Source organism: Pseudomonas sp. MF6751, from assembly GCF_016613265.1.
GTDB lineage: Bacteria > Pseudomonadota > Gammaproteobacteria > Pseudomonadales > Pseudomonadaceae > Aquipseudomonas > Aquipseudomonas fluorescens_BV.
Genome location: NZ_JAENSV010000007.1, coordinates 20,494 through 45,442, shown reverse-complemented (window position 1 = coordinate 45,442; position 24,949 = coordinate 20,494). Strand labels below are relative to the sequence as shown.

The window sequence follows — 24,949 nt, the reverse complement described above, 5'->3', positions numbered from 1 at the left end:
GTGCTGCGCGTGGTGCGCAGCCAGCCTTTGAGCGACGGAGAACAGCAATGACCTCAGTATTTGACCGCGACGACATCCTCTTTCAGGTAGTGGTCAACCATGAAGAACAGTATTCGATCTGGCCCGACTACAAGGCTGTGCCGGAAGGCTGGCGCACCGTGGGCAAGAGTGGCATGAAGAAGGAGTGCCTGGCGTATATCGAGGAAGTGTGGACCGACATGCGCCCGTTGAGCCTGCGCCAGAAAATGGATGGCGCGGCCCTCGCCAACTGATTCACCTGGGTTCAAATGTGGGAGGGGGCTTGCCCCCGATTGCGGTGTATCAGCCAGCCAATGTTTAGCTGACACACAGCTGTCGGGGGCAAGCCATCTCCACATCAAGCATTACCGTGATGTGTGGGTATAGAGGTAATCCGTCGCCAACGACGCCAGCGTCCTCACGCCCACCACCAACGCCGACTCATCCACAAAGAACCCTGGGTTGTGATTCGGCGCCGCCTTGCTCATGTCCTGGTCCCTTGGGGTCACCCCCAGGAAGACAAACAGCCCCGGCGCCTCCTTGGCATAGAACGAGAAGTCTTCGGCACCACCCACCAACGGGCCCTGCACCACGTCATCCTGAGCCGCCCAGCGCAGGCTCGGCAGCATTTTCTCGGTCAGCGCCGGGTTGTTGATGGTGGGGTCGTACTTCTCGATGATCGTCACTTCGGCCTTGGCGCCACCGCTTTCGGCGATTTTCTCTACGGTTTGACGCACGTCTGCATGCAGCTTCTGGCGGATACCGTAGTCGTAGGAGCGAATGGTGCCGCTCATGTCCACCGACTCGGGGATGATGTTATAGCGGGTGCCACCGTTGATGGTGCCGATGCTCACCACAGAGGGGAATGACGAAATATCGGTACGGCGGCTGACCACGGTCTGCAGGCCGACAATGGTTTGCGCGCCAACGGTGATCGGGTCGATACCGTCCCAGGGGCGGCCGGCGTGGGTCTGTTTGCCGAGGATCCTGATGCGCAGGTCATCGGAGCTGGCCAGGGTCGGGCCCGGGCGGTAGGCGATTTGCCCGGCAGGCACGCCGGCCCATACATGCAGGCCAAACACCGCGTCGGGCTTGGGCGCTTTCATCACGCCTTCCTGCACCATCATCTTCGCGCCCCAGGTGTTCTTGCCGTCGGGGATAAAGTCGCTGGGGCCTTCTTCGGCCGGTTGGAAATAAAACACCACGGTGCCGGGCAGTCGCTCGCGCATCCCGGTAAGAATCTTCGCAGTGCTCAGCAGGATAGCGGTATGGGCGTCGTGGCCGCAGGCGTGCATCACGTCGACTTCTTTGCCCAGGTAGGTGCCCTTGGCTTTGGAGGCGAAGGGCAGGTCGGCGACTTCCTTGACCGGCAGCGCATCCATGTCGGCGCGCAGGGCCACGGTCGGGCCGGGCAGGGCGCCTTTCAAGATGGCGACGACGCCAGTGCGGGCCACCCCGGTCTTCACCTCAAGGCCGAGTTCGCGCAACTGTTTGGCGACCAACTCGGCGGTGCGGGTTTCGGTATTGCCCAGTTCCGGATGGGCGTGGATATCGCGGCGGGTTTCCAACAGGCTGGGTTCGAGGATTTTTGCCTGGGCGGCAATGGTTTCCCGGGCACTGTCCTGGCCGCTGCTGGCGGCGATCACTGCACTGCTCGCGACCGCGCCGAGCAGACCCAAAACCCATTGGTGTGTCAGACCGTTCATTCGCATACCAACCTCTCCTTGCTTATTGTTGTGGATCTTTCTCCTGCACGCTGCCGGCGGTCAGCACTTGCACGCTCAAGCGCGGTGTCGCCAGGTCAAGCCCAGCTTCATCCAGATGCCGCTTGAGCGACAGGTTGAACGCCCGCGACACTTCCCACTGCTTGATCGGCGCGGTCTTGAAGCGTGCGCGCAGGATTGCGCTGCCGGACTCGAAGCTTTCCACGCCCTGGATCTCCAGCGGCGACCAGATATTGCGGCGTTGCAGCGGGTCGTTGCGCATGGCATGGCCGACCTCGCGCATCAGTTTGATCGCGTCGTCGATTTCCATGTTGTAAGGGATCGCCACCCGGAAGATCGCGTAGCCGAACTCGCGGGAGTAGTTCTTGATGCTCTTGATTTCGCTGAACGGGATGGTGTGCACGATGCCGTCGATATCGCGCAGGCGCACGGTACGGATGGTCAGGCCCTCTACGGTACCGAGGTGGCCGCCGACGTCCACGTAGTCGTCGATGGCCAGGGAGTCTTCGATGATGATGAACAGGCCGGTGATCAAGTCCGCCACCAGCGATTGCGCACCAAAGCCGATGGCGATACCGATCACGCCCGCACCGGCCAGCAGGGGCGTGACGTTCATGCCCATGTTCGCCAAGGCCACGATGGCTGCGATGATAAAGATGGTCACGAACAGCACGTTGCGGATCAGCGGCATCATGGTTTGCGCACGCGCGTTGGCCAGGCCTTTGCGCGAGCGGGTCAGGGCGTGGTGAATGGCCGTGTCGCTGAGGATCCAGATCAGCCAGGCAAACAACAAGGTCCCACCGAGGCCGAACAGCTTTACGGCTATTTCATGGCCTTCACCTTCGGTAAAGCGAATCATCGACAGGCCCCAGACCCGCAGCCCCAGTTCGATAAATACCAGCCACACCATCAGGTGCACCAGGGTGTAGACAAAGCCTTTGAGGCGTTCGGAGTACAGCGCGTGGCGTTTGTGCCCGCGTTGCGGCTTGAGAGCGTGGCGGCGCACCAGGCCGTTGATCACCATGCACAACACCAGCAGCACCGTGCACAGCAACGACTGGCGCAGGGCGGTGCTGGTGTCGCCGGCCGACAGGAAGGTGGCGAACAGTGAGATGCCCACCAGCAGAAGAGCCGGGATGTACCAGAAGGTGCCGATGATCGACAGAGTATCGGTGAGGGCGCGGCGGGTCAGTCGGCGCGACAGCGGCTGGTTGCGGATCAGGTGCGCGATGGGGCGGCGGAAACGCAGGATAAACACCCCGGTGGACAACGCCGCCATGACATTGGCCACGGTCGCGGCGGTGTGGGCCAGATGCTGGCCGAGCGCGGCAACCAGGCGCGGGTCGCTCAAGGCTTCACCGAAGGCGGCAAAACTGCCGATCCACCACAGCGGGCGGAACGCCTGGTGGCGCAGGATATACAGGGCGCGGTGGCGGTGCGGGCCGTCGAGTACGGAGAAGGCAATCACGCAGATTGCCGAGAAACAGGTGCCGACTACCAAGGCATAGGCCAGCACCATGGCCAGGGATTTGCCCAGGGAGGAAGGCAGGGCGTAGCTCAGGTAAACCGTGATCACCAGGGCGATCAACCAGGGGCCCAGCTTGCGCAGGGCAAAGCGCAGCATGTCCCAGGTGCGTGGGTGTTGCGGCAGCTCTTCGGGCAGGCCGAAGCGCTCGCGCACCCGGTGGCTGAGCCAGATCAGCGCGGCGGCCAGCAGGCTCCATACGGCCAGGATCACGGCAAAACCGAAGATGATCGGCAGCCATTCGCTGGCCGGCAACATCAGGGCGGCCAGTTCATCCTTGGCCAGGTCGACTTCATTGGACCAGCGCCCCAACGGGCTGTCGGCGCCGGAAAACTGCTGCTCAAAGCCCGACAGCGTACTGCCGATCAACCCGAGTACCCCGAGTTCGGCGGCGGGCTGGGCCTTTTGCGTGGCGGCGCGCAGTTTCTTCAGGTCGCTGAGCAACTGGGTGCGCTGTTGGTCGTTTTCCAGGGTTTTGATCACTTCGTCCAGCGACTGCCCCAGGGGCACTTCCGCCTGGGGTTGGGTCTTGCTGGAGCCGCCCAGCATCCCGGGCAAGCCCACGGCTTGGGCGGGCATCACTGGCAGCAGCGTGAGCAGGGCGATCAGCAGGTAGCAGGGCAGGGCAAACAGACGGGAGAACACGAGGCGGTCAACCTTGAAAACGACGAATTGACCGAGTGTACGAGGCCGCTATGCCCAATGCGAGCGCATTTGTCACTGCGCCAGTTTGGCGAGGATCTTGTAGAGCACGGTGCCGAGGATCAACAGCATGCCGATCCACATGCCAAACACGCCCAGAGGCTTGTCGCGAAAGTTGAAGCCGACCGCGAGCATGATCATGCCGATCACGATGGGGATCAGCATGGCGTGGAATGAGGACATTGAGATCATGGCGAGGGGCGGCCTTGTCGGACTGGAAGTTCTGACAAGTCTAGGCCGGATTGGCAGAAGTGCAGTTGATGTGAGTCAGATAGCCTTATATCTGTTTGGAAACCCATCGCGGGCAAGCCCGCTCCCACACTGAAATGCATTCACAGATCAAATGTGGGAGCGGGCTTGCCCGCGATGGGCGCGCCTCGGTCTCAGGGTAAATCGCGGCTGGCGTAGAACGCTCCCAGCACCTTGACCAGATGCGCCAGGTCATGGCTGCCGCACAGCTCGCGGATCGAGTGCATGGCAAAGGTCGGCAAGCCGATGTCCACGGTGCGCACGCCCAGGTGGCTGGCGGTGATGGGGCCGATGGTCGAGCCGCAGCCCATGTCGCTGCGCACCACGAAGCTTTGCACTGGCACTTCCTGGGCCATGCACAGGTGGCGGAAGAACCCGGCGGTTTCGCTGTTGGTGGCGTAGCGCTGGTTGCTGTTGACCTTGATCACCGGGCCGGCGTTGAGTTTCGGGCCGTGGTTGGCGTCGTGTTTCTCGGCGTAGTTGGGGTGTACACCGTGAGCGTTGTCTGCCGACACCAGCAGGGATTTCTGGATGGTGCGTACGAATTCCTCACCTTCTGGCAACAGGCGGCGCAGGGTCTGTTCCAGCATCGGGCCATCGGCACCGCAGGCCGAGCAGGAGCCGACTTCTTCGTGGTCGTTGCACACCAGCACGCAGGTTTCATCGGTGTCGCTGGTGAGCAAGGCTTGCAAACCGGCGTAGCACGACAGCAGGTTGTCCAGGCGCGCACCGGCGATGAAGTCGCCATTGAGGCCGATGACTGCCGCGCTTTGGGTGTCGTAGAAACTCAGCTCGTAGTCGAGTACCACATCGGCGTTCAGCCCATGCTCGCGGGCCAACTGTTCGGTGAGCACGGCGCGAAAATCCACGCGCTCGTCACCGGCAAACTGCGCCAGGATCGGCGGCAGCTCGGTCTGGGCATTGATTGCCCAGCCCTGGTTGGCTTCACGGTTGAGGTGAATGGCCAGGTTGGGAATGATGGCGATCGGCAGCTTGAAATCGATCAGTTGGCTCTCGACCTTGCCATCGCGGCGGAAGGTGACACGCCCGGCCAGGGACAGGTCGCGGTCGAACCAGGGCGCCAGCAGCGCGCCGCCGTAGACTTCCACGCCCAGTTGCCAGAAGCCCTGACGTTGCAGCTCCGGCTGGGGCTTGACCCGCAGGCACGGGCTGTCGGTGTGGGCGCCGACCATGCGGATACCGTCCTGCAGCGGCGATTGGCGGCCGAGCTTGAAGGCGATGATCGAGGAATCGTTGCGGGTCACGTAGTAGCGACCGTTGGCCTCGGTGGTCCAGGTATCGCGCTCGTCGAGACGCTGGTAACCGGCCGCTTCCAGGCGTTGGGCCAGGGCGGCAGTGGCATGAAAAGGAGTAGGGGAGGCCTTGAGGAAGTCGATCAGGCCTTGATTCAACGCTTCGCGCATAAATAGCTCCAGACAGCAGTGGCGAGAGTTTACCGTATTGGCCAGATATTTGGAGTGAGCGTGCAGGGCCGAGAACCACACCAAACCCTGTGGGAGCTGGCTTGCCTGCGATAGCGGTCTTTCTGTGCCAGATGTATTGGCTGGCACGCCGATATCGCAGGCAAGCCAGCTCCCACATTTGACCGCATCAGCCCTTCAAAAAGGGGCTGGGCACTCGAAGCGCAGGCGCTCGCCGCTTTGCGGATGGGTGAAGCTGAGCATGCTTGCATGCAGGCACAGGCGTGGCCAGGCGGTCAGGGCTTGTTCATGGGCGTACAGACCGTCACCCAGCAACGGATGCCCGATGGACAACATATGCACGCGCAACTGGTGCGAGCGCCCAGTGATGGGTGTCAGCTCTACGCGGCACCAGTCGCCGCAACGCTCCAGGACTTTCCAGAAGGTCAGTGCATGTTTGCCGAACTCATGGTCGACCACATGGCGGGGCTTGGTCGGCGGGTCATAGCGCAGGGGCAGGTCGATGCTGCCGCTGTCCAGTGCCGGCTGGCCCCAGGCCAGGGCGGTGTAGGCCTTTTCGGTCTCGCGGTCGTGAAACTGGCGGGACAGTTCGCGGTGGGTATCCGCGTCCCGGGCCAGCAGGATGATCCCTGAGGTTTCCCAGTCCAGGCGATGGACGATGCGGGCTTCGGGGTAGCCGTTTTCCTGCAGGCGAGTGATCAGGCAGTCCTTGTTGTCGTCGGCGCGACCAGGCACCGAGAGCAGCAGGGTCGGCTTGTTCACCACCAGGACGGCGTCGTCCTGATGCAGGATATGGATATTGGACAGCGGCATTAAACAGCCTCGTAACAAACGCCAACGGCGGCTCGCCCACCCGGTTCCCCAAAAGGGATCAAGGTGATCGAGCCGCCGTGGCGACCGCCCGTTCGATCAACGATCGGGCAGGGTGATATTGAGTTCCAGAATCGAGCAGCTGCCGTCATTTTCCAGGGCGACATGCACGTCATCGTTGCCGATATTGACGTACTTGCGGATCACCTCGACCAGTTCCTTCTGCAAGGCTGGCAGGTAATCCGGCGTGCTGCGTTGGCCGCGTTCGTGCGCCACGATGATCTGTAGACGCTCTTTCGCTACCGACGCGGTACTTGGCTTTTTGTTGGCGCGAAAGAAGTCGAGAAATTTCATTGTTTAGTTGCCTCCAAAGATACGCTCGAAGAATCCCTTCTTCTTGACATCGAGGAAGCGGTGTTCCACGGTCTTGCCCAGCAAGCGATCCACGGCATCGCTGTACGCCTGGCCGGCGTCGCTCTGGTCGTCGAGAATCACCGGTACGCCCTGGTTGGATGCCTTCAGGACGGCCTGGGATTCCGGAATCACGCCCAGCAGGGTCACGGCGAGGATTTCCTTCACGTCTTCAACACCGAGCATTTCGCCGTTGTTGACGCGCTCCGGGTTGTAGCGGGTGAGCAGCAGGTGTTCCTTGATCGGGTCCTGGCCTTCTTCGGCGCGCTTGGACTTGCTGGCCAACAGGCCGAGCATACGGTCCGAGTCACGTACCGAGGAGACTTCCGGGTTGGTTACCACGATGGCTTCGTCGGCGAAGTACATCGCCAGGTGAGCACCGGTTTCGATACCGGCCGGAGAATCGCAGACCACGTATTCGAAGGTTTCCTTGAGCTCGGCGAGCACTTTGCCGACGCCTTCTTTGGTCAGCGCGTCTTTGTCACGGGTCTGGCTGGCGGCCAGCACGTACAGGTTCTCAAGGCGCTTGTCCTTGATCAGGGCCTGTTGCAGGTTGGCTTCGCCGTTCACCACGTTGACGAAGTCATACACCACGCGACGCTCGCAGCCCATGATCAGGTCAAGGTTACGCAGACCGACGTCGAAGTCGACGATGACTGTCTTGTGGCCGCGCAGAGCGAGGCCGGTACCGATAGCGGCGCTGGTGGTGGTCTTACCCACACCACCCTTGCCGGATGTAACCACGAGAATCTTGGCCAAGGTGTTTCACCCCTAAGGAAAAAGGACTTTCGGTCCCTGAAAAACATCTCTTGGAACTCGCCGCAGGCGGACAGCCTTTGCAGGAAAAAGACGGGGTTTCCATGGGGAAACACCAACTTCCAAAAAGTCCTACACAAGTCTTGCCGGTTTCGCTTTGCTATCAGAGTCTAGAGATGCTTGGAAAATGCGGCAGTATCCGTTAAAGACGGATGATGTTCAACACATCGCCCGACAGGTTGACCTGTACCGAAGCGCCCCACAGTGGATCGCGGCGCAAATCTTCGGAAACCTTGTACTGACCCGCGATGGAAACCAGCTCGGCGGTCAACTGCTGGCAAAAAATACGTGCCTTGGTATCCCCCTTGATGCCGGCCAGGGCGCGTCCGCGCATCGGGCCGTATACATGGATGTTGCCATCGGCAAGAAGTTCCGCCCCCGGGCTGACCGAGGAGACCACCACAAGGTCGCCACCCTGGGCGTAAATCTGCTGCCCGCCGCGTACCGGCGAGGTGATGATCTTTGTAGGCCTGATCGCAGGCTCGGGTGGTTTTTCCGGTTTTTTCTTTTCTTCGCCGACCAATGGTTCCAGCGCACGCTCGCGGGCGCCGGACGGCGGCAGTACTGGCAGTTCAATGGCGATGGCGGCGGCAATGTCTTCGATGCGGCTGGCGCGGATGGCCAGTGTGCGCAGGCCATGGGAACGGCATACGCGCATCAGGCCGGGCAAATCAATCACGCCCTGGCCAGCCGGCAGCTTGTCCAGCGCCAGCACCAGCGGGGCGTTGTTGAAGAAGTTCGGCGCCAGGGCGACCTTGGCGGCCAGTTGGCGGTCCAGGGCGTCGAGGTCATTGCGGGCCAGTTCCAGCACGGTAATGGCGAGCATGCTGCCTTTTAGCTGGAACACGGGATCTTGGTCTAGCGGTTCGGTTTGGCTCATGGTCGGCGAAAGCGGCTTGTCACGAAAAGTGTCGAGACTTATAACGAGAACACTCACCCGCCGCAAGCCGAGTCGAACCGTTGTAGAATGCGCGGCCCTTGTCTTTACCGGAATCTGTAATGGATCGCCCGCGTTTTCGAGCTGTATTTCTTCACCCGCGTTTTTGGCTGCTATGGCTGGGGCTCGGCCTGCTGTGGCTGGTCACCCAGTTGCCGTACCGGGCATTGTTGACCATTGGTCGCCTGCTCGGTGCGGGCATGTACCGTGTGGCGGGTGATCGTCGCCGTATCGCAGCGCGCAACCTTGAACTGTGCTTCCCGGAAAAATCCGCCAAGGAACGCAAACGCCTGCTCAAGGAAAACTTTGCCTCCACCGGTATCGCCTTCTTTGAAATGGCCATGAGCTGGTGGTGGCCCAAGCCGCGCCTGGCGCGCCTGGCCCATGTCGAAGGGCTGCAACACCTCACCCAGGCACACTTGGAAGGCAAAGGCGTGATCCTCATGGCCTTGCACTTCACCACCCTGGAAATCGGCGCGGCGCTGCTGGGGCAGAAGCACACCATCGATGGCATGTACCGCGAACACGGCAACCCGTTGTTCGATTTTATCCAGCGCCGTGGCCGCGAACGCCATAACCTCGATTCCCTGGCCGTGGAGCGTGACGACGTGCGCGGCATGCTCAAGCTGCTGCGCGCTGGCCGGGCCATCTGGTACGCGCCAGACCAGGACTACGGCGCCAAGCAAAGCATCTTCGTGCCGCTGTTCGGCATCCAGGCCGCCACCGTCACCGCCACCAGCAAGTTCGCACGCCTGGGCAAGGCGCTGGTGGTGCCGTTTACCCAGGAGCGCCTGGCTGACGGCAGCGGTTACCGCCTGGTGATCCATCCGCCGCTGACCGACTTCCCGGGTGAAACCGACGAGATCGACTGCCTGCGCATCAACCAGTGGGTCGAAGCCTCGGTGCGCGAATGCCCCGAGCAATACCTGTGGACCCATCGCCGCTTCAAGAGTCGGCCGCCGGGTGAGCCCAAGCTGTACGAAAAGCGCCGTCGATAATCCCAACCCCTTCTCACCATGGAGTGACGCAATGCGCCCAGCGGAACCGGTCACAGGCTTGATTCTTTCCGGCGGCGGGGCGCGAGCGGCTTATCAGGTGGGGGTGCTGGCGGCGATTGCCGAATTGCTGCCGCCAGGGGCAGCGAATCCTTTTCCGGTGATCGTCGGCACCTCCGCCGGCGCGATCAATGCGGTGAGCCTGGCCAGTGGAGCCAGTGACTTCTGCGCGGCTGTCCAACGGCTGACCGCATTCTGGCAGGGCTTTCGCAGCCATCAGGTGCTGCGCAGCGATTGGCCGGGGGTGATACGCCAGGCCAGTCGCTTCCTGATCCATAGCCTGTTGGGCCTGGGTCGCCAGGTGCCGGTGGCGTTGCTCGACAGCTCGCCACTGTGCGACTTGCTGCAAGCGCGCTTGAACCTGGACGGCATCGACGAGGCGATCCGCCGCCAGCACTTGCAGGCGGTGGCGGTGACGGCCTTTGGTTATGAGTCCGGGCAAGCGGTGACCTTCTATCAGGGCGGCGGCACCATCGATGCCTGGCTGCGCCATCGGCGGATCGGCGTGCCGACCCAACTGACGGTGGAGCACTTGCTGGCGAGTTCGGCGATTCCGCTGTTGTTCGCTCCGGTCAAACTCGATGAAGAGTACTTCGGCGATGGCGCAGTGCGGCAGTCAGCGCCCATCAGCCCGGCCTTGCACCTGGGGGCCAGCCGCGTATTGGTCGTCGGTGTGAGCGGCAACCCAAGGGGCAATGAAGCCTCGACGCAACGCACCTACACCGGCCAGCAACCGACCCTGGCGCAAATCGGCGGGCACATGCTCAACAGCACCTTCATTGACAGCCTGGAAAGCGATATCGAGCTGCTGGAGCGCTTGAACCAGTTCAGCCGCGTCGTGCCTGCGGATGCGGCGGTGCAGGGCCTGGCGCCGGTAGAGGTGTTGGTGATTGCCCCCAGCCAGCCCATCGATGAAATCGCCGCGCGACATCGCCAGGAATTGCCGGCGGCGTTGCGTGTGTTTTTACGCGGGCCTGGGGCAACCAAGACCAGCGGGGCAGGAGTGTTGAGCTATCTGTTGTTCGAGGCGGGATATTGCAGTGAGTTGATCGAACTGGGGCGCAAGGATGCGCTGGCCAAGCGCGAAGAAATCACCCGTTTCCTGGGCCTGACGCCGAACTGAATGTGGGAGCTGGCTTGCCTGCGATAGCGGTATGCCAGCCAACACTGCTGGCACAGACACATCGCGATCGCAGGCAAGCCAGCTCCCACAGGGAACCGCGATCAACCTTTAGAAGTGGTATTTGACCAGGAAGCTTGCTGTGTCCTGAGTCGTTTTGAATGCCCCCGAATCCTCGATCCCGTACTTGTTCTTCCAGTAGTCGTATTCAAAACCCACATATAACTGCTTGTCGCCCCAATGCAGCGCCTTGCCCAGGTCGTATTTGACCTGTGGGTTGAAGTGCAGGTTGGCGTGATAAGTGCCGCGGGCGTTCTTGTCGTTATCCACCACCCAGTCCATGAAACCGTCGATCAGCACGTCGGAATTGCCCACGGGAATAGTGTAGGACCAGACCGGAGTGATCTGCCACACGCCGTCACCCGGACGATTGCCCTCGGTCTGGCGCTGGTAGAAGTTCAACTGGAAGTAGTCGAAACCGGGGATGTTCAAGTCGAATGCCGGACCCAGCAGGTAGGACTCGTTATCGCCCTCGCCGAACTCATAGGTGAAGGCCAGCAGCACGTCCTTGATCGGGCCGAACGACAGGTCCTTGTCCAGGATCTTGCCGAACGACAAACGCGGGCTGAACTCGCCGTAGTAAGTATTCGGGCCGACATTGCCGTCTTCCTTGCCGTTGTAAAAGATACGGTCGAGGAAGAAGAAGTTGTCGCCGTACTTCCATGCGTCGGCATGTTCGAAGGTGACGGTTTGCTGGATCTGCGGGTTGACGGTAAAGCTCTTGCCCCACAGATAAGTCAGGCTGTTGTTTTGCCACTGCAACAAGTCACCGGCGACGGCCTGGCCACCGGCCAACAGTGATCCTGCCAGCATCAGGCCTTTGAACATGGGTTTCATTCGGTTGCTCCCGAGTTAAAGTTTTATGGTTTTTTTTCTTCTACGCAGGCGCTCTGGTATGGCGCCTTTTGGTTCGCTGCAAAAATCGTCTGTTCGGTCAGCTTTAATGCTTTTAGCAAGAGCTGCGCCAAGGTGTTTAAAAAGCCAAAAAATCCCCGTCGGCTGCAGCGGATGCAGTCGAATTCAGGGGACTTTTGCGCACTTTGGCAGCAAACATCAGGCCGGGATAAGTTGGCCTTGAGGTCAGCTTTTACATTCGCTGTTTTTTTTTGAGTCGATTCGAGCGGGCGCGGAGAATACTGGCTCCCAGGCCTGGGCTCAAGTGCGCTGTAACAGAGCGCGAGGGGCAAGAATGGGGCGCGGCGTGTGGCCGGCCCCATGTCAAGGTTGTGCATGTGGGGGTTCCCTGTTTGTTGTTATTTTTGTACTAACAAAGGAATCAATGCGTATGCGCGACTTCGGGGCGCTCAGCGCCGCCGAGGATGTTGAACAGGATGTTGAGCGACAGCGCGCTGAGGGTGGCCATGGCGATGCCGCTGTGGGTAATCGGGCTCATCCACAACGGCAGCTGTGCGAAGAACTCCGGGCGTACCACGGGGATCAGGCCCATGCCGATGCTCACTGCCACCAGCAACTGGTTACGGCGGCCGGCGATGTCGGCTTCCTGCAGAATCTTGATCCCGGTTGCCGCCACCATCCCGAACATCGCAATCGCCGCGCCGCCGAGTACCGCAGGTGGAATTGAAGCCACCAGATAGGCCGCCTTGGGCAACAGGCTGAGCACGATCAAGAACGCGCCGGCCATGAGCGTGACCGAGCGGCAGCGCACGCCGGTCATCTGCACCAGGCCGATATTCTGCGCGAAGGAGGAGTGGGTAAAGGTGTTGAAGAAGCCGGCAAAGAACGACGCGCCGGCATCACACAACAGGCCGCGTCGCAGCATCTTCGGCGTGACCTCCTGGCCGGTGATCTTGCCCAGGGCGAGGAACATGCCGGTGGACTCGACAAAAATGATCACCACCACCAGGCACATCGACAGGATCGGCGCCAACTCGAACTTGGGCATGCCAAAGTGCAACGGCGTCACCACCTGCACCCACGGCGCCTGGGCCAGGCCACTGAGGTCGACCATGCCGATCACACCACATAGCGCGTAACCCAGGCCCATGCCGATCAGTACCGAGATGTTCACCCAGAAACCGCGCATGAAGCGGTTGATCAGCAAGATCGTGGCCAGTACCAGGGCGGCAATCGCCAGGTAGACCGGCGAGCCAAACGTGGCGGCGGCGCTGCCCCCGCCGGCCCAGTTCACCGCCACGGGAAACAGCGAAAGGCCGATGGCGGTGATCACCGTACCGGTCACCAGCGGCGGGAAAAAGCGCACCACCTTGGACATGAACGGTGCGATGAGCATGCCGAAGAACCCGGCGGCGATAGTCGCGCCGAAGATGCCCTGCAAACCGATGCCGGGCATGCCGGCCATGGCGACCATGCTGCCCACGGCGGCAAAACTGGCGCCCATCATCACCGGCATGCGGATGCCCATCGGGCCGATGCCGAACGACTGCACCATGGTGGCGATACCGGCCACCAGGAGGTCGGCGTTGATCAGAAAGGCGATTTCTTCACGGCTCAAGCCGGCGGCCTGGCCAATGATCAGGGGCACGGCGACGGCACCGCCGTACATCAGTAAGACGTGTTGCAGGCCTACCAGGATCAGTTGCAAGAGGGGCAGCCGCACCATGGCGGGCGCGGCAGGAGTCTGCGTTTCTAACTGGGACATGCAACACCTCGAATCTTTTTATTTTTGTGTTGTTTGGCATTCAATTGCCGGATGAAACTTAATCTTCAAGCCATCACTGATCTCCCTTGTGGGAGCTGGCTTGCCTGCGATGGCGGTGTGTCAGTCACCGAAAGCGTTGGTGATCTGCCGCTATCGCAGGCAAGCCAGCTCCCACATGGGAACGGTGTGAAACAGTCAGTTGGTGCGGGCCCCCTGATTGATCCAGGTGCCGATCAGGTCTCTTTCCTGCTGGGTCATCTGGGTAATGTTGCCCAGCGGCATGATCTGGCTGGCCACGGCCTGCGCTTGAATCCGCGCCGCCTGCTGCTGGATCTGTGCCGGTGTGTCGAACATCACCCCAGCCGGGGCCGTACTGAACAGCGGGCTGGTGGGCTTGGCCGAATGGCACACGGTGCAGCGTTGCTCGATCACGTGGTGCACCTGGCCGAAGTCCGTGGTGGCCTGGGCCGGTGCCGGTTCAGCGGCGGGTGCGGCAGGCGCGGCCGGTTTCAAGCCACCGCCCAGTGCGGTTTCTGGCAGGGGTTGGTACTCGATGGCAGCCGGTGCCTTGGCAATCGGTTCAGCCGGCTTGGGCCCGGTCACGTAGGCCAGGCTGATCATCGCCAAGGCGCCCACGGGCAAGGTCCATGCATACTTCTGGCTGTCATGCCGGGTGTTGAAGTAATGGCGCACCAACACTGCTGCCACCGCGATACCGGCCAGGATCAGCCAGTTGTATTGGCTGCCATAGGTGCTCGGGAAGTGGTTGCTGATCATGATGAACAGCACCGGCAAGGTGAAGTAGTTGTTGTGGCGTGAGCGCAGCAGACCTTTGGCCGGCAGCGCCGGGTCGGGCGTGCGGTTCTCGGCGATGGCCGCCACCAGCGCGCGTTGGGCCGGCATGATGATACGGAACACGTTGCCCACCATGATCGTGCCGATCACTGCACCCACGTGCAGGTAGGCACCGCGGCCGCTGAACACCTTGCTGAAGCCGTAAGCCGCCGCAATCAACAGCACGAACAGGATCAAGCCGAGCAGGGCGGGGCGTTTGCCCAGGGCCGAGTCGCACAGGAAGGAGTAGATGAACCAGCCGGCGAACAGTGAGCCGATGCCCAGCAACACGCCTTCGGTACCGCTGAGGCTGCTGCCGGGGGCGAGCAGGTACAGCGTCGGGTTGAAGTAGAACACCACGCACAGCAGCGCGACGCCCGACATCCAGGTGAAATAGGCTTCCCATTTGAACCAGTGCAGGTTGTCCGGCATGGTCGGCGGGGCCAGTTTGTATTTTTCCAGGTGGTAGATACCGCCACCGTGGATCGCCCACAAGTCACCGGCCAGGCCGTTCTTGGGGTTGACGCGATTAAGGTTGTTTTCCAGCCAGACGAAGTAGAAAGAAGCGCCGATCCAGGCGACGCCAGTGATCATGTGAACCCAGCGCACGCTCAGGTTCAGCCATTCCAACAGATGTGCTTCCACAGTCTTTACCTCTCGCCTGTCACCCTTGTTGTCGGGTGATCAGACCTTCTCTTATTGGTGGGGGGCGAGGATCAACCGCTCATCCTCTTTGAAAAAATGCTCATCGCAGTTATTGCCTGTGCCACTGCGATCAACCACCAGGAAGTCATCCCGCTTTTCGATCGTCAGCACCGGGTGGTGCCAGACGCCGCGATGGTAATTAATGCCCTGCCTGCCGTTGGTGACGAAGGCGCGGACCAAGCCCGATACAGGTTCATCGCCAAGTGGCGCGACCACGATCAGAAAGGGGTTGCCGAGCAGCGGAATGAAAGCCTGGCTGCCCAGCGGGTGTCTCTCCAGCATGCACACGGTCAGCGGCATGTCCTGCGCGTCGGCGCGGAAGATGCTGATGATGGCGTGGTCTTCCGGCTTCGCGGTGTCGACCGTGGCCAGTTTGTGAAAGCGCATGGTCGACCCGTTGTTGATCATGAAGTGATCGCTGCCGTCGGTTTCGATAACGTCTCCGAAGGGGGCGAAGGCTTCTTTGGTCAAAGGTTCGATCATCAGTGTGCGCATGGCTGTCTTCTTATCCGAATACTGTGTTGTTTGGTCTATTGCTATCGCGGGCAAGCCCGCTCCCACATTGGGAATGCATTCCCCTGTGGGAGCTGGCTTGCCTGCGATGGGGTCACCGCTTACTTGGCGACTTTGCCCAAAACCCGCAGGCGACTCACACCACCATCCGGGAACACGTTCAAGCGGATGTGGGTAATCGGCCCCAGCGCCTTGATCTGCTCGGCGAAGGTGTGTTCGGCGTGCATTTCCAGCTTCTGCGCCGGCAGCAGTTCGCGCCAGAACAGCGACTGGGTTTCGATCTGGCTGTCGGTGCCGCCTTTCACGAAGGCGCCCTGGATCGAGCAGGTGTCCGGGTAGTTGCCCTTGAAGTGCAGGGTGTCCACCACGATTTTCTCGATCTCGCCCGGGTGGCCCAGGGCGACGATCACCCAGTCATTGCCTGGCGTGCGACGACGCGCGGTTTCCCAACCATCGCCCATGTTGATGCCGCGGCCCGGGTTGAGGATGTTGCTCATGCGGCCGAAGTGTTCGTCGGAACAGGCCAGGGCACGGCCGCCATTGAGCGCGGCGGCCAGGTCGACCTGTTCGTTGTCGCCCACCGAAGACCAGTCGCGGAACGGCACGCCGTACACACGCAGACGGGCCACGCCGCCATCCGGGTAGATGTTGAAGCGCAGGTGGCTGAACGCCTGGTCGTTGTTGATCTCGTGGTAGTGGTGGCTGTTGCCTTGCAGCTCGACGGCTGACAGCACTTCCACCCACTGGGTGTTGGCATCCGGCTCGCCCGAGGCCAGGAAGCAGGCTTCCAGGGAAGCCGACGGCGGGAAGTTGCCGGTGAAGAATGAAGTGTCGATGTCCACGCCTTTGATCGAACCCGGCACGCCCAGGCGGATCACCGCACTGTCGTAGCCTTCGAAGCGCTTGCGGCGTGACTCCCAGCCGTCCATCCACTTGCCGTTGTCATCGAAAACGCCCTCCTTCCACACGGCCGGGGTCGGCTGGAACAGGCGGTTGGCGTCAGCGAACCAGTCATCGGTCACCGAGATGATCTTGGTGCCCAGGCGGGCGTCGGCCAGGTTGACGAACTTTTCGAAAGGTACGGCGTAAGCTTTCATTCTTCTTGTCTGCCTTAGATAGAGTGGCTGGGGATGGACTGCTAGAGGGTCAGTAAACGGAACAACGCGATCTTGTTGATCTCGTCCAGCGCGCACTTGAACTCGGTGTCTGCCGAGTTGTGGATGCGCGTTTCGAACGCGGCGAGGATCTGATGCCGGTTGCTGCCTTTTACCGCCATGATGAAGGGAAACTTGAACTTGGCTTTGTAGGCCTCGTTCAGCTCGGTGAAGCGAGAAAACTCTTCGGCCGTGCATTGGTGAATACCCGCGCCCGCTTGTTCATCGGTGCTGGCTTGGGTCAGTTGGCCCTGGACGGCAGCTTTTCCGGCCAGGTCCGGGTGAGCATTGATCAGCGCCAGTTGCGAGGCGTGATCAGCACTCAACAGGATATCGCTCATGCGCTGGTGCAGGGTTTCGATCTGGTCGATCGACGCGTCCTGGCCCAGGTCGAAGGCCTTTTCGGCCACCCATGGCGAGTGTTCGTAGATATCGGCAAAGGCCTGGACAAAGGCGTCGCGGCTCAAGGTCGAAGGTTTCAGGGTCTGGAACGCAGTCATTTCGCCGCTCCCGGGAAAGGGTGGGTTTGGTGCCAGTGACGGGCGATGTCCACGCGACGGGTGAACCACACCTGATCATGGCTTTTGACGTATTCAATGAAGCGCTTGAGCGAGGCCAGGCGTGCCGGGCGACCGATCAGGCGGCAATGCAGGCCGATCGATAGCATCTTCGGCGCTTCGGCACCTTCGGCATACAGCACGTCGAAGGCATCCTTGAGGTACTCGAAAAAGTCATCGCCCTTGTTGAAACCCTGCACCTGGGTGAAGCGCATGTCGTTGGTGTCCAGGGTGTAGGGGATCACCAGGTGCGGCTTGCCGTTCGGGGTGTTGGGTTCCCAGTAGGGGAGGTCGTCGTCGTAGGTGTCGCAGTCGTACAGGAAGCCGCCTTCCTCCATCACCAGGCGACGGGTGTTGGGGCCGGTGCGGCCGGTGTACCAGCCCAATGGGCGTTCACCGGTGAGTTCGGTGAGGATGCGGATGGCTTCGAGCATGTGCTCGCGCTCCTGAGCCTCGTCCATGTACTGGTAGTCGATCCAGCGGTAGCCGTGGCTGCAAATCTCGTGGCCGGCGGCGACCATGGCGCGGATCACATCCGGATGCCGCTGGGCGGCCATGGCCACAGCGAAGATGGTCAGCGGGATGTCGAATTCTTTGAACAACTTGAGGATGCGCCACACACCGGCACGGCTGCCGTACTCGTACAGCGACTCCATGCTCATGTTGCGCTCGCCTTGCAGCGGTTGCGCCGAGACCATTTCCGAGAGGAAGGCTTCGGACTCTTTGTCACCGTGCAAAATGTTGCGCTCGCCGCCTTCTTCGTAGTTGAGTACGAACGACAGCGCAATGCGTGCCTTGCCCGGCCAGTGGGGGTGAGGAGGGTTACTGCCGTAACCGATCAGGTCGCGTGGGTAGTCAGCGCTCACTGCAGTCTTCCTTCTTGTTCGTGGTAGCAGGTGTGTGTGGCGTCCGGGCAGTGGAATGACTGAGTGGCGTCACAGCGATGAGTGATTGTATACAACTTATTGCAAACTTTGTAAGCCTGCATTTCTGCATTTTTTCTGAACGGGCTCTCTACGGGTCTCTGCAAGAAACTTGCCTGAGTGGTCAGGTTAAGATCAAAAAGCCCACTGTAGGAGCGAGCTTGCTCGCGAATAACCTGAGGGCGCCACTTTTCATCCTGGGAGCCCGCGTTATCGTTGGCGTTTTTCGCGAGCAAGCTCGCTCCTACAGGGGGTTGAAGCGCTGTGAAATTTATTGTGTACAATTTTCTTTGAAAATGTCTTAATCAGCCATCGCCGGCTTTTTCACTGCCCTGAAAGAGTGCGGGTTTCTCTATGACTGACTTCGGGAGGCGCATAAAAGCCATGGGACGTTTGACCACACACGTTTTGGACGCCGCGCACGGTTGCCCCGGCAGCGCAATCAAGGTTGAGCTGTACCGCGTCGAAGGTGCGCAGCTCGAGCTGGTCGCTACCGCCACCACCAACAGCGACGGCCGCTGCGATGCGCCGCTGTTGCAAGGCGACGATTACCGCAGCGGTGTCTACCAACTGCAATTCAACGCCGGCGATTACTACCGCGCCCGTGGCGTGCAGCTGCCGGAGCCGGCTTTCCTGGATGTAGTGGTACTACGCTTTGGCATCAGCGCCGAGCAAGAGCATTACCATGTACCCCTGTTGATTTCGCCTTACAGCTATTCCACCTATCGCGGTAGCTGAGTCGTCACCTCGCTTCATACCCCCAAATGCTCTTCGTTGGTTTCGCCCGCGCACACTGCGGGCTTTTTTTCGCCCGTGGTGTGTTCAACTATCTAACGCCTTTTGAGCCGCGACGCTGCCTAGGCTGGTGTTTGTCCTTCCATCAAGAAGAAAGCACCATGACTTCAGCCATCGGCAACATCTATTCAGATGATCCGGATATCACTGCCGAACGCGTGCAGCAGCACATGCGCGATCAACTGACTCGGCGCATCAACACTCATCCCCAGCCCGGCCGCCTGGTCAACCAGCTCGCGCAGGCCGACCGGCGGTGTTTCCAGTCGACCAGAGTGCTCGCCCGCTTGATAGGTCATGCGCCCCGGGTTCTGGGAGTGATTCGTGCCGCGCTGCGCAAGGAATTTGAAATTGACCCCGACAGCCTGCTGTTTACCCAGGCGGCATTGCCGGGAGCGGCCGCTAAAGTTGACAGTTTGACCGACCGGGCGCTGCTGTCGCTGGCATTGCCTTCGGTACCGGACAACCTCAATCAATTCACCTCCTTGAGTGTCAAGGGCGATCCAAACCGTCGGCTGCCGTATACGCCTTTGCAGGTGTTGCGACGCATGATCGCGATGAACCTGCTGGAGCGGCTGCCTCAAGCGGTAACGGAATATTGGCAGGCTTTGGCGCATGGATCGTGGCACACACGTCAGGAACGCTGGGCTGAATCATACGCCGCAGCTTTTGCCGAGCAGGCTTTCATGGCACGGCAACTGGATGAGATTTCCATTGCGGGAATGACCCTGGTCCAGCAATTGGTGGATGCCCCCGACACCGAGGCCCGCCAGCGCGCCGGGGGCAGTTGGGCCAGCGTGCGGGTAAGCCAATTGATGTGGCCAGGCTTGCCTGCAGTCGCGATTCCCGGGGCACTGCATATTTATCGAGACGGCGACCCCGAGGGTGCGCCGCATGTGATTTACCTGCCGGGCGTGGCCCGCCATTTTTACGAGTACCCGTCGTTCTTCTCGCTTCAATGCGGCCTGTTGGCGTTGACCAGTCAAACGCTGTTCGATGAACTCTGGCAATGCTTGCCATTAAAGCGTCGTCACCAATTATGCAGACCTGATCACCTGAGCCCAGCCTCCGTTGTCGTGCGTGGCGCGGCGGTGACGGAGGATGCGTTGGCGTTGAGCGCCCGGTCGTTGCTGGATGGCCAGTGGGCGAATGAGTTGGCCTGCGCGCTGGCGATCAATCATGCGCATGTGTTCGCTGCAAGCAGGCCGCGGCCTGAAACGTTGTCGGCCACAGCCTTTCTCCGTTCGATCGAGCAAGCTCGCAAACGGCTGGCAGGCAGCGCCCGGCTGCACAACGTGTGCGACCAATTACTTACCTGGGACCGGCAACGACGGCAGCCGGAAATCCTGTTTGCCAGTGCGCTGCCCGAGCTGGCCCGGCTTACGGCAGAGCAACAGGTCAAACGCTATGAAAAAGGCCTGGTTGCGTTGCTCAACCAGGATGATCTGAGTGCGCAGAGCGCGGCGTTCGAACAGGTGTTGGCGCTCGAGCGTCAGCGCAAGGAGCACACGCAGGTGCTGAGTGCACAGATCAAGGATGCGCAGCATCAACTGTTCGATTTGCCGTTCTGGCTTGCGCGCCCTGGGGGAGGGCGCAGGCGTGCTGCGCTGTTTTTGCGCGCCCAGGTCGAAGCATTGCGCTGTGAGGTTGAGTTGCAACACCAGCTCAAGCTCATATCCACGGCGCATCGTGACGTGATTAGCGAAGTGCTGGACCAGCCTGCAGCGCGCAAACGCCCTGGCAGTCAAACCCAGGTGCTGTCGGTCTCGGTGGGCAGCGCGCCGGATGCCTTCTATCCGCTGCATAACCTGTGGGTGGTGACTCGAGTGGCGGCGCTGAAAAAACCGGCAGGCGCAATTCCAGTGGTGCTGTATGCATTTGGAGACTATGGCGGGCTTATGGCTTTTTCCGGCCTGGAGGCGCTGACGCAGGGGCTCAAAGCGACACTGGGCAGCAGTGACTATTCCAGGTTATGGGGTTGTGTCGAACGGGATAAGCTCCACGACTTGCGCGCCCATGCGGTGCGCAACACGCTGGCTGTGCGTTACGAGCCTGTCGACATCAGCCCCACTGGTCTCTCGCTGAAAAACCTGGTGATGTACTACGCAGGGTTGAGCAAACGCATCGGTGGCATGGCGGGGCTTTTCGGCGAGGTGAAGGATGCGATGGTCAGCCGCTTGTTGTGGGTGGTCGAGCTGCACCAACATCTCGCGTTTCCTCCCAACCATGCTTTAAGCCAGGCGTTGGCCAATGTAGACGTGCTGCGTAAAGTTGCGCTTGAGATGAAAAGCTCCCCAGCGTGGCTGGCCAGCGCAACGCCTACCCAAGTCAAACAATTCCAACGCCTAAAGCGCAGGTACCTGGGTAGTGCCGCTGCCGCTGAAAGCGGGCTTGTGCAGATCCTGCCTGACCTGGACACCTTCGCCCGCAGTACGTTGATCGCTCGTTTGACTGAAGACGGTTTTTACCCGGAACTGGACATCGACAAGCCGTTGATCGACTTACCGGATGACACCTACAGCAGTTTTTGTGGCCACGAAAGTCGCTGCATGCCGGGCGATCGCAAAGTCATCGTGACACCCAGCCTCAAACGCCACACGTTCAGCATGCTGCAACTGGCGTTGCATAACCTTGACTCGCAAGCACCCTGGACACGCCCGCGATTGACACGCGGCCGCTATCTGCAACCGCAGTGGCGCCAGCGACTGAACGCCGATTATCTGATCAACACCGTGTCTTCGCTGGATATCGGCGGTAATTACGCGATACGGGCCCACCGTGCATTTTACCCTGCGGGGGCGAGCGGTCAGAGGGAAGAACGTATCCCTGTGCTGATAAATCGCACGTTGCGGGACTGCGCGCAGATGCAGCTTTTTTCGGCGACCGCCCAGGGTTTGAGCGCCCAGGCGCAGAGCCTGTTCAAGGTTGCAATGGCAGCCCGCACGGCTGAGGACCTGTTAAAGAACGGGCATCGGCTGACGCTCAGTGTGGTTCATTTGGTAGGACACACGATGCTGCATGATCGTTACATCGCAGGCATTGTGGTGATGGCGGACCAGGCCAGCGGACGCTGCGTGGTTTACTGGCCGGCCGCGCCCCAAGCCTTGGTCATCAGCGAATACACCAGTGTGGGAGTAGCCCTGGCGGCGCTCAATCGTATGGCTGCAGAGCCCGATTACGTTAAGGTTCTGGCGCGACAGGTTGCACCGGGTTGGGCATTCGAGGCCATTACCCATAACGTCGATGCAACAAATGAGAACAGCTCGATTTCTGACGTGGATTATATCCTCGCCGGTTTTTCGTTCATCGCAGGCGTGTGGAAGGGCTATGAGTTTTTCCGCTCATTCAAAATCACGCACCTTGAGCCTACGCCAGCGGTCAGTGAAATCGAAGCGCTGATCCACGAGCAGATTGCCAGTGCACCGTCGAACTGGTTGGCGGTGGTGCCCACCACCTACCGTGACGCCATGGCACTGCTGCACGCGGCCAGCTCGCTGGAGCTGCAAGGGCGGGTTCAAGCCGTCAGTAACTCCAGCTGGATGTTGGCGACTTATCGGGTTCAACGCCTTGAAGAGCAGAGCGAGGCCACAAGGCGCGGGTTGCTGGGTATTTTGATTCCGTTTTTCGGGAAGGTTAACGCCTTCCACGAGTTGCTGTTGGCTGCCCGACGCTATCATCGCTTTGGTGACCCTAACGATGCCGTGGATGTGGCGTTCATGACCCTGTTTCTGGCGGTCGAACTAGCGACAGACTTTGCGCCTGTTCCCAAAGTGAAGGGCGGTAAGGTCACAGGCATGCGTTCGCCGATGAAGGTTCTGAGTCGTATCCGTCGCTTGCCGATGGCAATGCGTAGTCATTTGCCCAGCGCGTCGTCGTCGCTGGTGGCGCAATCGAAGCTCTTGGAGCGTTTCAGAATCAAGGGTAAGCCCGAGGGCGCCGTAGCGTTGAAAGGACCGGGCAGGCAAGGCGTGCATGTCAAGAACGGCGAGCAGTTCGTCGCGGACGATACGCACCATTACCCGGTTTACCAGCGTGAAAACGAAGAGGTATTTCGCCTGCGAAATAGCCGGGAACCGGGGCTGGATGAGTTGGTCCTCAACATTCAAGAGCCTAAAGAGTGGTTGTTGGGCATGAATGCGCCACAACCTGGGCCCAGCTCCGGGGTGCATAACCCATGGCCCGTTTCCCCATTGCCGGATTGGCAACCCCCTCGTACGCGCACGGCTACTGAGAATCGGATTGTTCAGTCACGTACAACGGACACCCAGTGGCTGAGTTGGGGAATTCAAGTCAACCGCAGTCAAATTGTGGACTTCCCTGCGCCTGGAGTGTTTGAGGTTGGTGCAGCTCCCAGAGGTTCTTCGCTCAATGCCAGGTTTTTACGCGTGGCTCCTCCTTATACCGACATCCAGGATCCGAACAGCGTTTTTTACCGGATGCTCCCGCAGGGTGATCGTGCACCGTTGAACGGCCTGGTGTTTATCACCCGAAATGAGCCACCGGGGCGATCCGCGCTAACCGATATCATGCGCTGGACAAGCACTGATATTCGCGACCAGCCTATTCCCGTATCACGCTTGCCTTCAGGTGGGTGGCAAAATCATCCGGCACTGTTCGACAGGCCGTTGAGGCACTATGTGAGCATGGCCTTTCCCACCCTGACGAATGACGCTCGAACGTTTGCCGTCATAAGGTTGGTTGAGTTGTCAGGTCCTTCCCGGGCTGCCACGGCAAGCCATTTGCTCGACATCCGCGCGACGCTGGACGAATGGCTACCTGCGCCTCCTGCGAGGAGCGGCCAAACGGATGATTTACTCCGGATGTTGCGACCTAATGAACGGCGCAGCGAATATCTACACATCGGTTTTGAAGGCAAGGCGCCCGGCTTCACGCGTGTTGACTTCATGCCGCCTCATCCGTTAGACCCGAGCCTGCAATATGCTGTCAGACCGGTCAGGACGCAGAGGCTTGAAGCAGAGCGCGCCGCCGTCAGAACCGTGTTGGAGCAGCAGGGGTACCGCGTTGAGGACTTGTCTGTGCGACGCCCAGGGTTACCTCTTGGAGAAAGCAGTATTGAATCAGTCGTGACTCATCCCCGTTCGAGCACAATTTACTACGTGGCCTACCAATGGTTTGAGACAGGGCGAATTCGCGTGAGAACGAAGCTTTCGGACAAGTGGGTTCGGGTAGCCATCAACTCCCACCCTGACTCTCTTTTATTAAGGGCGGTTGACAACGCGATGCAAGAACAACGCTTGGTGCGGATTGCGGCCGGCATCCAGTGGCCCACAAAGGGACAGCTGGCCCCCACTGTTTATTTCGTCAAATTGATCCCTTAGCGTTGATGAGAGCCATTGCACCGGCACCGCCAAACAGCGCGGCGCTGGTGCGGTTGAACCAGCTCTGGCCCGAACCGCTGCGCAAATACCGCGCGGCGCCATGGGCGCCCAAGCCGTAAGCCAACTTGCATAACAGGTCGAGCACCGTCCAGGTGGCGATCATGATCAACAGTTGCGGTAAAAACGCCTGCTCGGCGCTGAGAAACTGCGGCAGGAAGGCCGCAAAAAACAGGATGTCCTTGGGGTTGCTGGCCCCCAGTACGAAGGCCCGGCCAAACAACGCACCAAAGCGCGGCACAGCCGGGGACTGTGGCACTTCGGCGCCTGCGCTCGGCAGCCGCGATTGCTGCCAGCTTTGCCAGGCGAGGTAGAACAGGTACAGCGCGCCGACGATCTTCAGTGCGCTGAACAATTGCTCGGATGCCAGCAACAGCGCGCCGAGGCCAAGTGCCGAGGCGCTCAGCAGACAGATCGAAGCAAATACGCCGCCCAGAAACGCCGGGTAAGAGCGGCGCAGGCCGAAGTTGAGGCTGTTGCTGATCATCAGCAATGACAGCGGGCCGGGAATCAGAATCACCACCAGCGCAGCGCCGCTGAACAACAGCCAGGTATCCAGGTTCATCTACAGTTCTCCCTTACGTGC

General features: G+C 60.5%; 22 protein-coding genes. 5 read left to right on the top strand and 17 right to left on the bottom strand.

The window, feature by feature from the left end; genetic code table 11:
* Window positions 1–47 precede the first annotated feature (47 nt).
* A complete protein-coding gene (locus JJD66_RS08610; RefSeq protein WP_003192847.1) occupies window positions 48–272 on the top strand; it encodes an MbtH family protein in 225 nt (74 codons plus the stop codon).
* Window positions 273–383: 111 nt separating this feature from the next.
* On the opposite strand, the gene JJD66_RS08605 is transcribed toward JJD66_RS08610, so the two are convergent.
* The 8 genes from JJD66_RS08605 to minC form a co-directional block, all read right to left on the bottom strand.
* Window positions 384–1,730, bottom strand: coding sequence for an amidohydrolase (locus JJD66_RS08605; RefSeq protein ID WP_200647960.1), 1,347 nt, complete (start codon window positions 1,728–1,730; stop codon window positions 384–386).
* A 16-nt stretch (window positions 1,731–1,746) separates the two neighbouring features.
* Window positions 1,747–3,912: a mechanosensitive ion channel family protein gene (locus JJD66_RS08600; RefSeq protein WP_200647959.1), complete on the bottom strand. Its 2,166-nt coding sequence runs from the start codon at window positions 3,910–3,912 to the stop codon at window positions 1,747–1,749.
* A 72-nt stretch (window positions 3,913–3,984) separates the two neighbouring features.
* Complete coding sequence (locus tag JJD66_RS08595; RefSeq protein ID WP_003192842.1) at window positions 3,985–4,152, bottom strand: hypothetical protein; 168 nt, start codon at window positions 4,150–4,152, stop codon at window positions 3,985–3,987.
* A 200-nt stretch (window positions 4,153–4,352) separates the two neighbouring features.
* Entirely contained in the window at window positions 4,353–5,642 is a 1,290-nt protein-coding gene (locus tag JJD66_RS08590) for a M18 family aminopeptidase (RefSeq protein ID WP_105227537.1), read from the bottom strand.
* Between the two features lie 195 nt (window positions 5,643–5,837).
* Window positions 5,838–6,473 carry an RluA family pseudouridine synthase gene (locus tag JJD66_RS08585; protein ID WP_057700864.1) on the bottom strand — a complete coding sequence of 212 codons (636 nt, stop codon included), beginning with the start codon at window positions 6,471–6,473 and terminating at the stop codon, window positions 5,838–5,840.
* A gap of 96 nt (window positions 6,474–6,569) precedes the next feature.
* Window positions 6,570–6,824, bottom strand: coding sequence for a cell division topological specificity factor MinE (minE, locus tag JJD66_RS08580; RefSeq protein ID WP_003175252.1), 255 nt, complete (start codon window positions 6,822–6,824; stop codon window positions 6,570–6,572).
* Between the two features lie 3 nt (window positions 6,825–6,827).
* Window positions 6,828–7,640, bottom strand: coding sequence for a septum site-determining protein MinD (minD, locus tag JJD66_RS08575; protein ID WP_003192835.1), 813 nt, complete (start codon window positions 7,638–7,640; stop codon window positions 6,828–6,830).
* Window positions 7,641–7,839: 199 nt separating this feature from the next.
* Window positions 7,840–8,577, bottom strand: coding sequence for a septum site-determining protein MinC (gene minC / locus JJD66_RS08570; RefSeq protein WP_003192832.1), 738 nt, complete (start codon window positions 8,575–8,577; stop codon window positions 7,840–7,842).
* 119 nt (window positions 8,578–8,696) lie between these two features.
* Here minC and JJD66_RS08565 point away from each other — a divergent pair, with 119 nt between their 5' ends.
* The gene (locus JJD66_RS08565; RefSeq protein ID WP_198715159.1) at window positions 8,697–9,632 is read left to right on the top strand and encodes a lipid A biosynthesis lauroyl acyltransferase; all 936 of its coding nucleotides are present in this window, start codon (window positions 8,697–8,699) and stop codon (window positions 9,630–9,632) included.
* A gap of 31 nt (window positions 9,633–9,663) precedes the next feature.
* Window positions 9,664–10,812 carry a patatin-like phospholipase family protein gene (locus JJD66_RS08560; RefSeq protein WP_105227533.1) on the top strand — a complete coding sequence of 383 codons (1,149 nt, stop codon included), beginning with the start codon at window positions 9,664–9,666 and terminating at the stop codon, window positions 10,810–10,812.
* 108 nt (window positions 10,813–10,920) lie between these two features.
* On the opposite strand, the gene JJD66_RS08555 is transcribed toward JJD66_RS08560, so the two are convergent.
* From JJD66_RS08555 to puuE, 8 genes are all read right to left on the bottom strand, one after another.
* Window positions 10,921–11,706 (bottom strand): outer membrane protein OmpK, encoded by a 786-nt coding sequence (locus JJD66_RS08555; protein WP_003192827.1) that lies wholly within the window; start codon window positions 11,704–11,706, stop codon window positions 10,921–10,923.
* Between the two features lie 23 nt (window positions 11,707–11,729).
* The gene (locus JJD66_RS08550; RefSeq protein ID WP_200647958.1) at window positions 11,730–12,101 is read right to left on the bottom strand and encodes a hypothetical protein; all 372 of its coding nucleotides are present in this window, start codon (window positions 12,099–12,101) and stop codon (window positions 11,730–11,732) included.
* Window positions 12,102–12,145: 44 nt separating this feature from the next.
* Complete coding sequence (locus JJD66_RS08545; protein ID WP_200647957.1) at window positions 12,146–13,489, bottom strand: nucleobase:cation symporter-2 family protein; 1,344 nt, start codon at window positions 13,487–13,489, stop codon at window positions 12,146–12,148.
* Window positions 13,490–13,684: 195 nt separating this feature from the next.
* Entirely contained in the window at window positions 13,685–14,968 is a 1,284-nt protein-coding gene (locus JJD66_RS08540) for a urate hydroxylase PuuD (RefSeq protein WP_105227531.1), read from the bottom strand.
* 51 nt (window positions 14,969–15,019) lie between these two features.
* Window positions 15,020–15,523 carry an ureidoglycolate lyase gene (locus tag JJD66_RS08535; protein ID WP_014719295.1) on the bottom strand — a complete coding sequence of 168 codons (504 nt, stop codon included), beginning with the start codon at window positions 15,521–15,523 and terminating at the stop codon, window positions 15,020–15,022.
* Window positions 15,524–15,642: 119 nt separating this feature from the next.
* Window positions 15,643–16,638, bottom strand: coding sequence for an allantoicase (gene alc, locus JJD66_RS08530; protein WP_017137848.1), 996 nt, complete (start codon window positions 16,636–16,638; stop codon window positions 15,643–15,645).
* A 41-nt stretch (window positions 16,639–16,679) separates the two neighbouring features.
* Window positions 16,680–17,195 (bottom strand): 2-oxo-4-hydroxy-4-carboxy-5-ureidoimidazoline decarboxylase, encoded by a 516-nt coding sequence (gene uraD, locus JJD66_RS08525; protein ID WP_014719293.1) that lies wholly within the window; start codon window positions 17,193–17,195, stop codon window positions 16,680–16,682.
* Complete coding sequence (gene puuE, locus JJD66_RS08520) at window positions 17,192–18,118, bottom strand: allantoinase PuuE (RefSeq protein WP_198862310.1); 927 nt, start codon at window positions 18,116–18,118, stop codon at window positions 17,192–17,194. Before puuE ends, uraD begins: the two co-directional genes overlap by 4 nt.
* A gap of 441 nt (window positions 18,119–18,559) precedes the next feature.
* On the opposite strand from puuE, the gene uraH reads away from it, so the two are divergent.
* A complete protein-coding gene (uraH, locus tag JJD66_RS08515) occupies window positions 18,560–18,913 on the top strand; it encodes a hydroxyisourate hydrolase (RefSeq protein WP_034126134.1) in 354 nt (117 codons plus the stop codon).
* 131 nt (window positions 18,914–19,044) lie between these two features.
* A complete protein-coding gene (locus tag JJD66_RS08510; RefSeq protein WP_234452187.1) occupies window positions 19,045–24,306 on the top strand; it encodes a dermonecrotic toxin domain-containing protein in 5,262 nt (1,753 codons plus the stop codon).
* Here the strand turns inward: JJD66_RS08510 and JJD66_RS08505 are convergent.
* Complete coding sequence (locus JJD66_RS08505; protein WP_034126136.1) at window positions 24,290–24,928, bottom strand: LysE family translocator; 639 nt, start codon at window positions 24,926–24,928, stop codon at window positions 24,290–24,292. The two genes, JJD66_RS08510 and JJD66_RS08505, sit on opposite strands and share 17 nt — an antisense overlap.
* Window positions 24,929–24,949 lie beyond the last annotated feature (21 nt).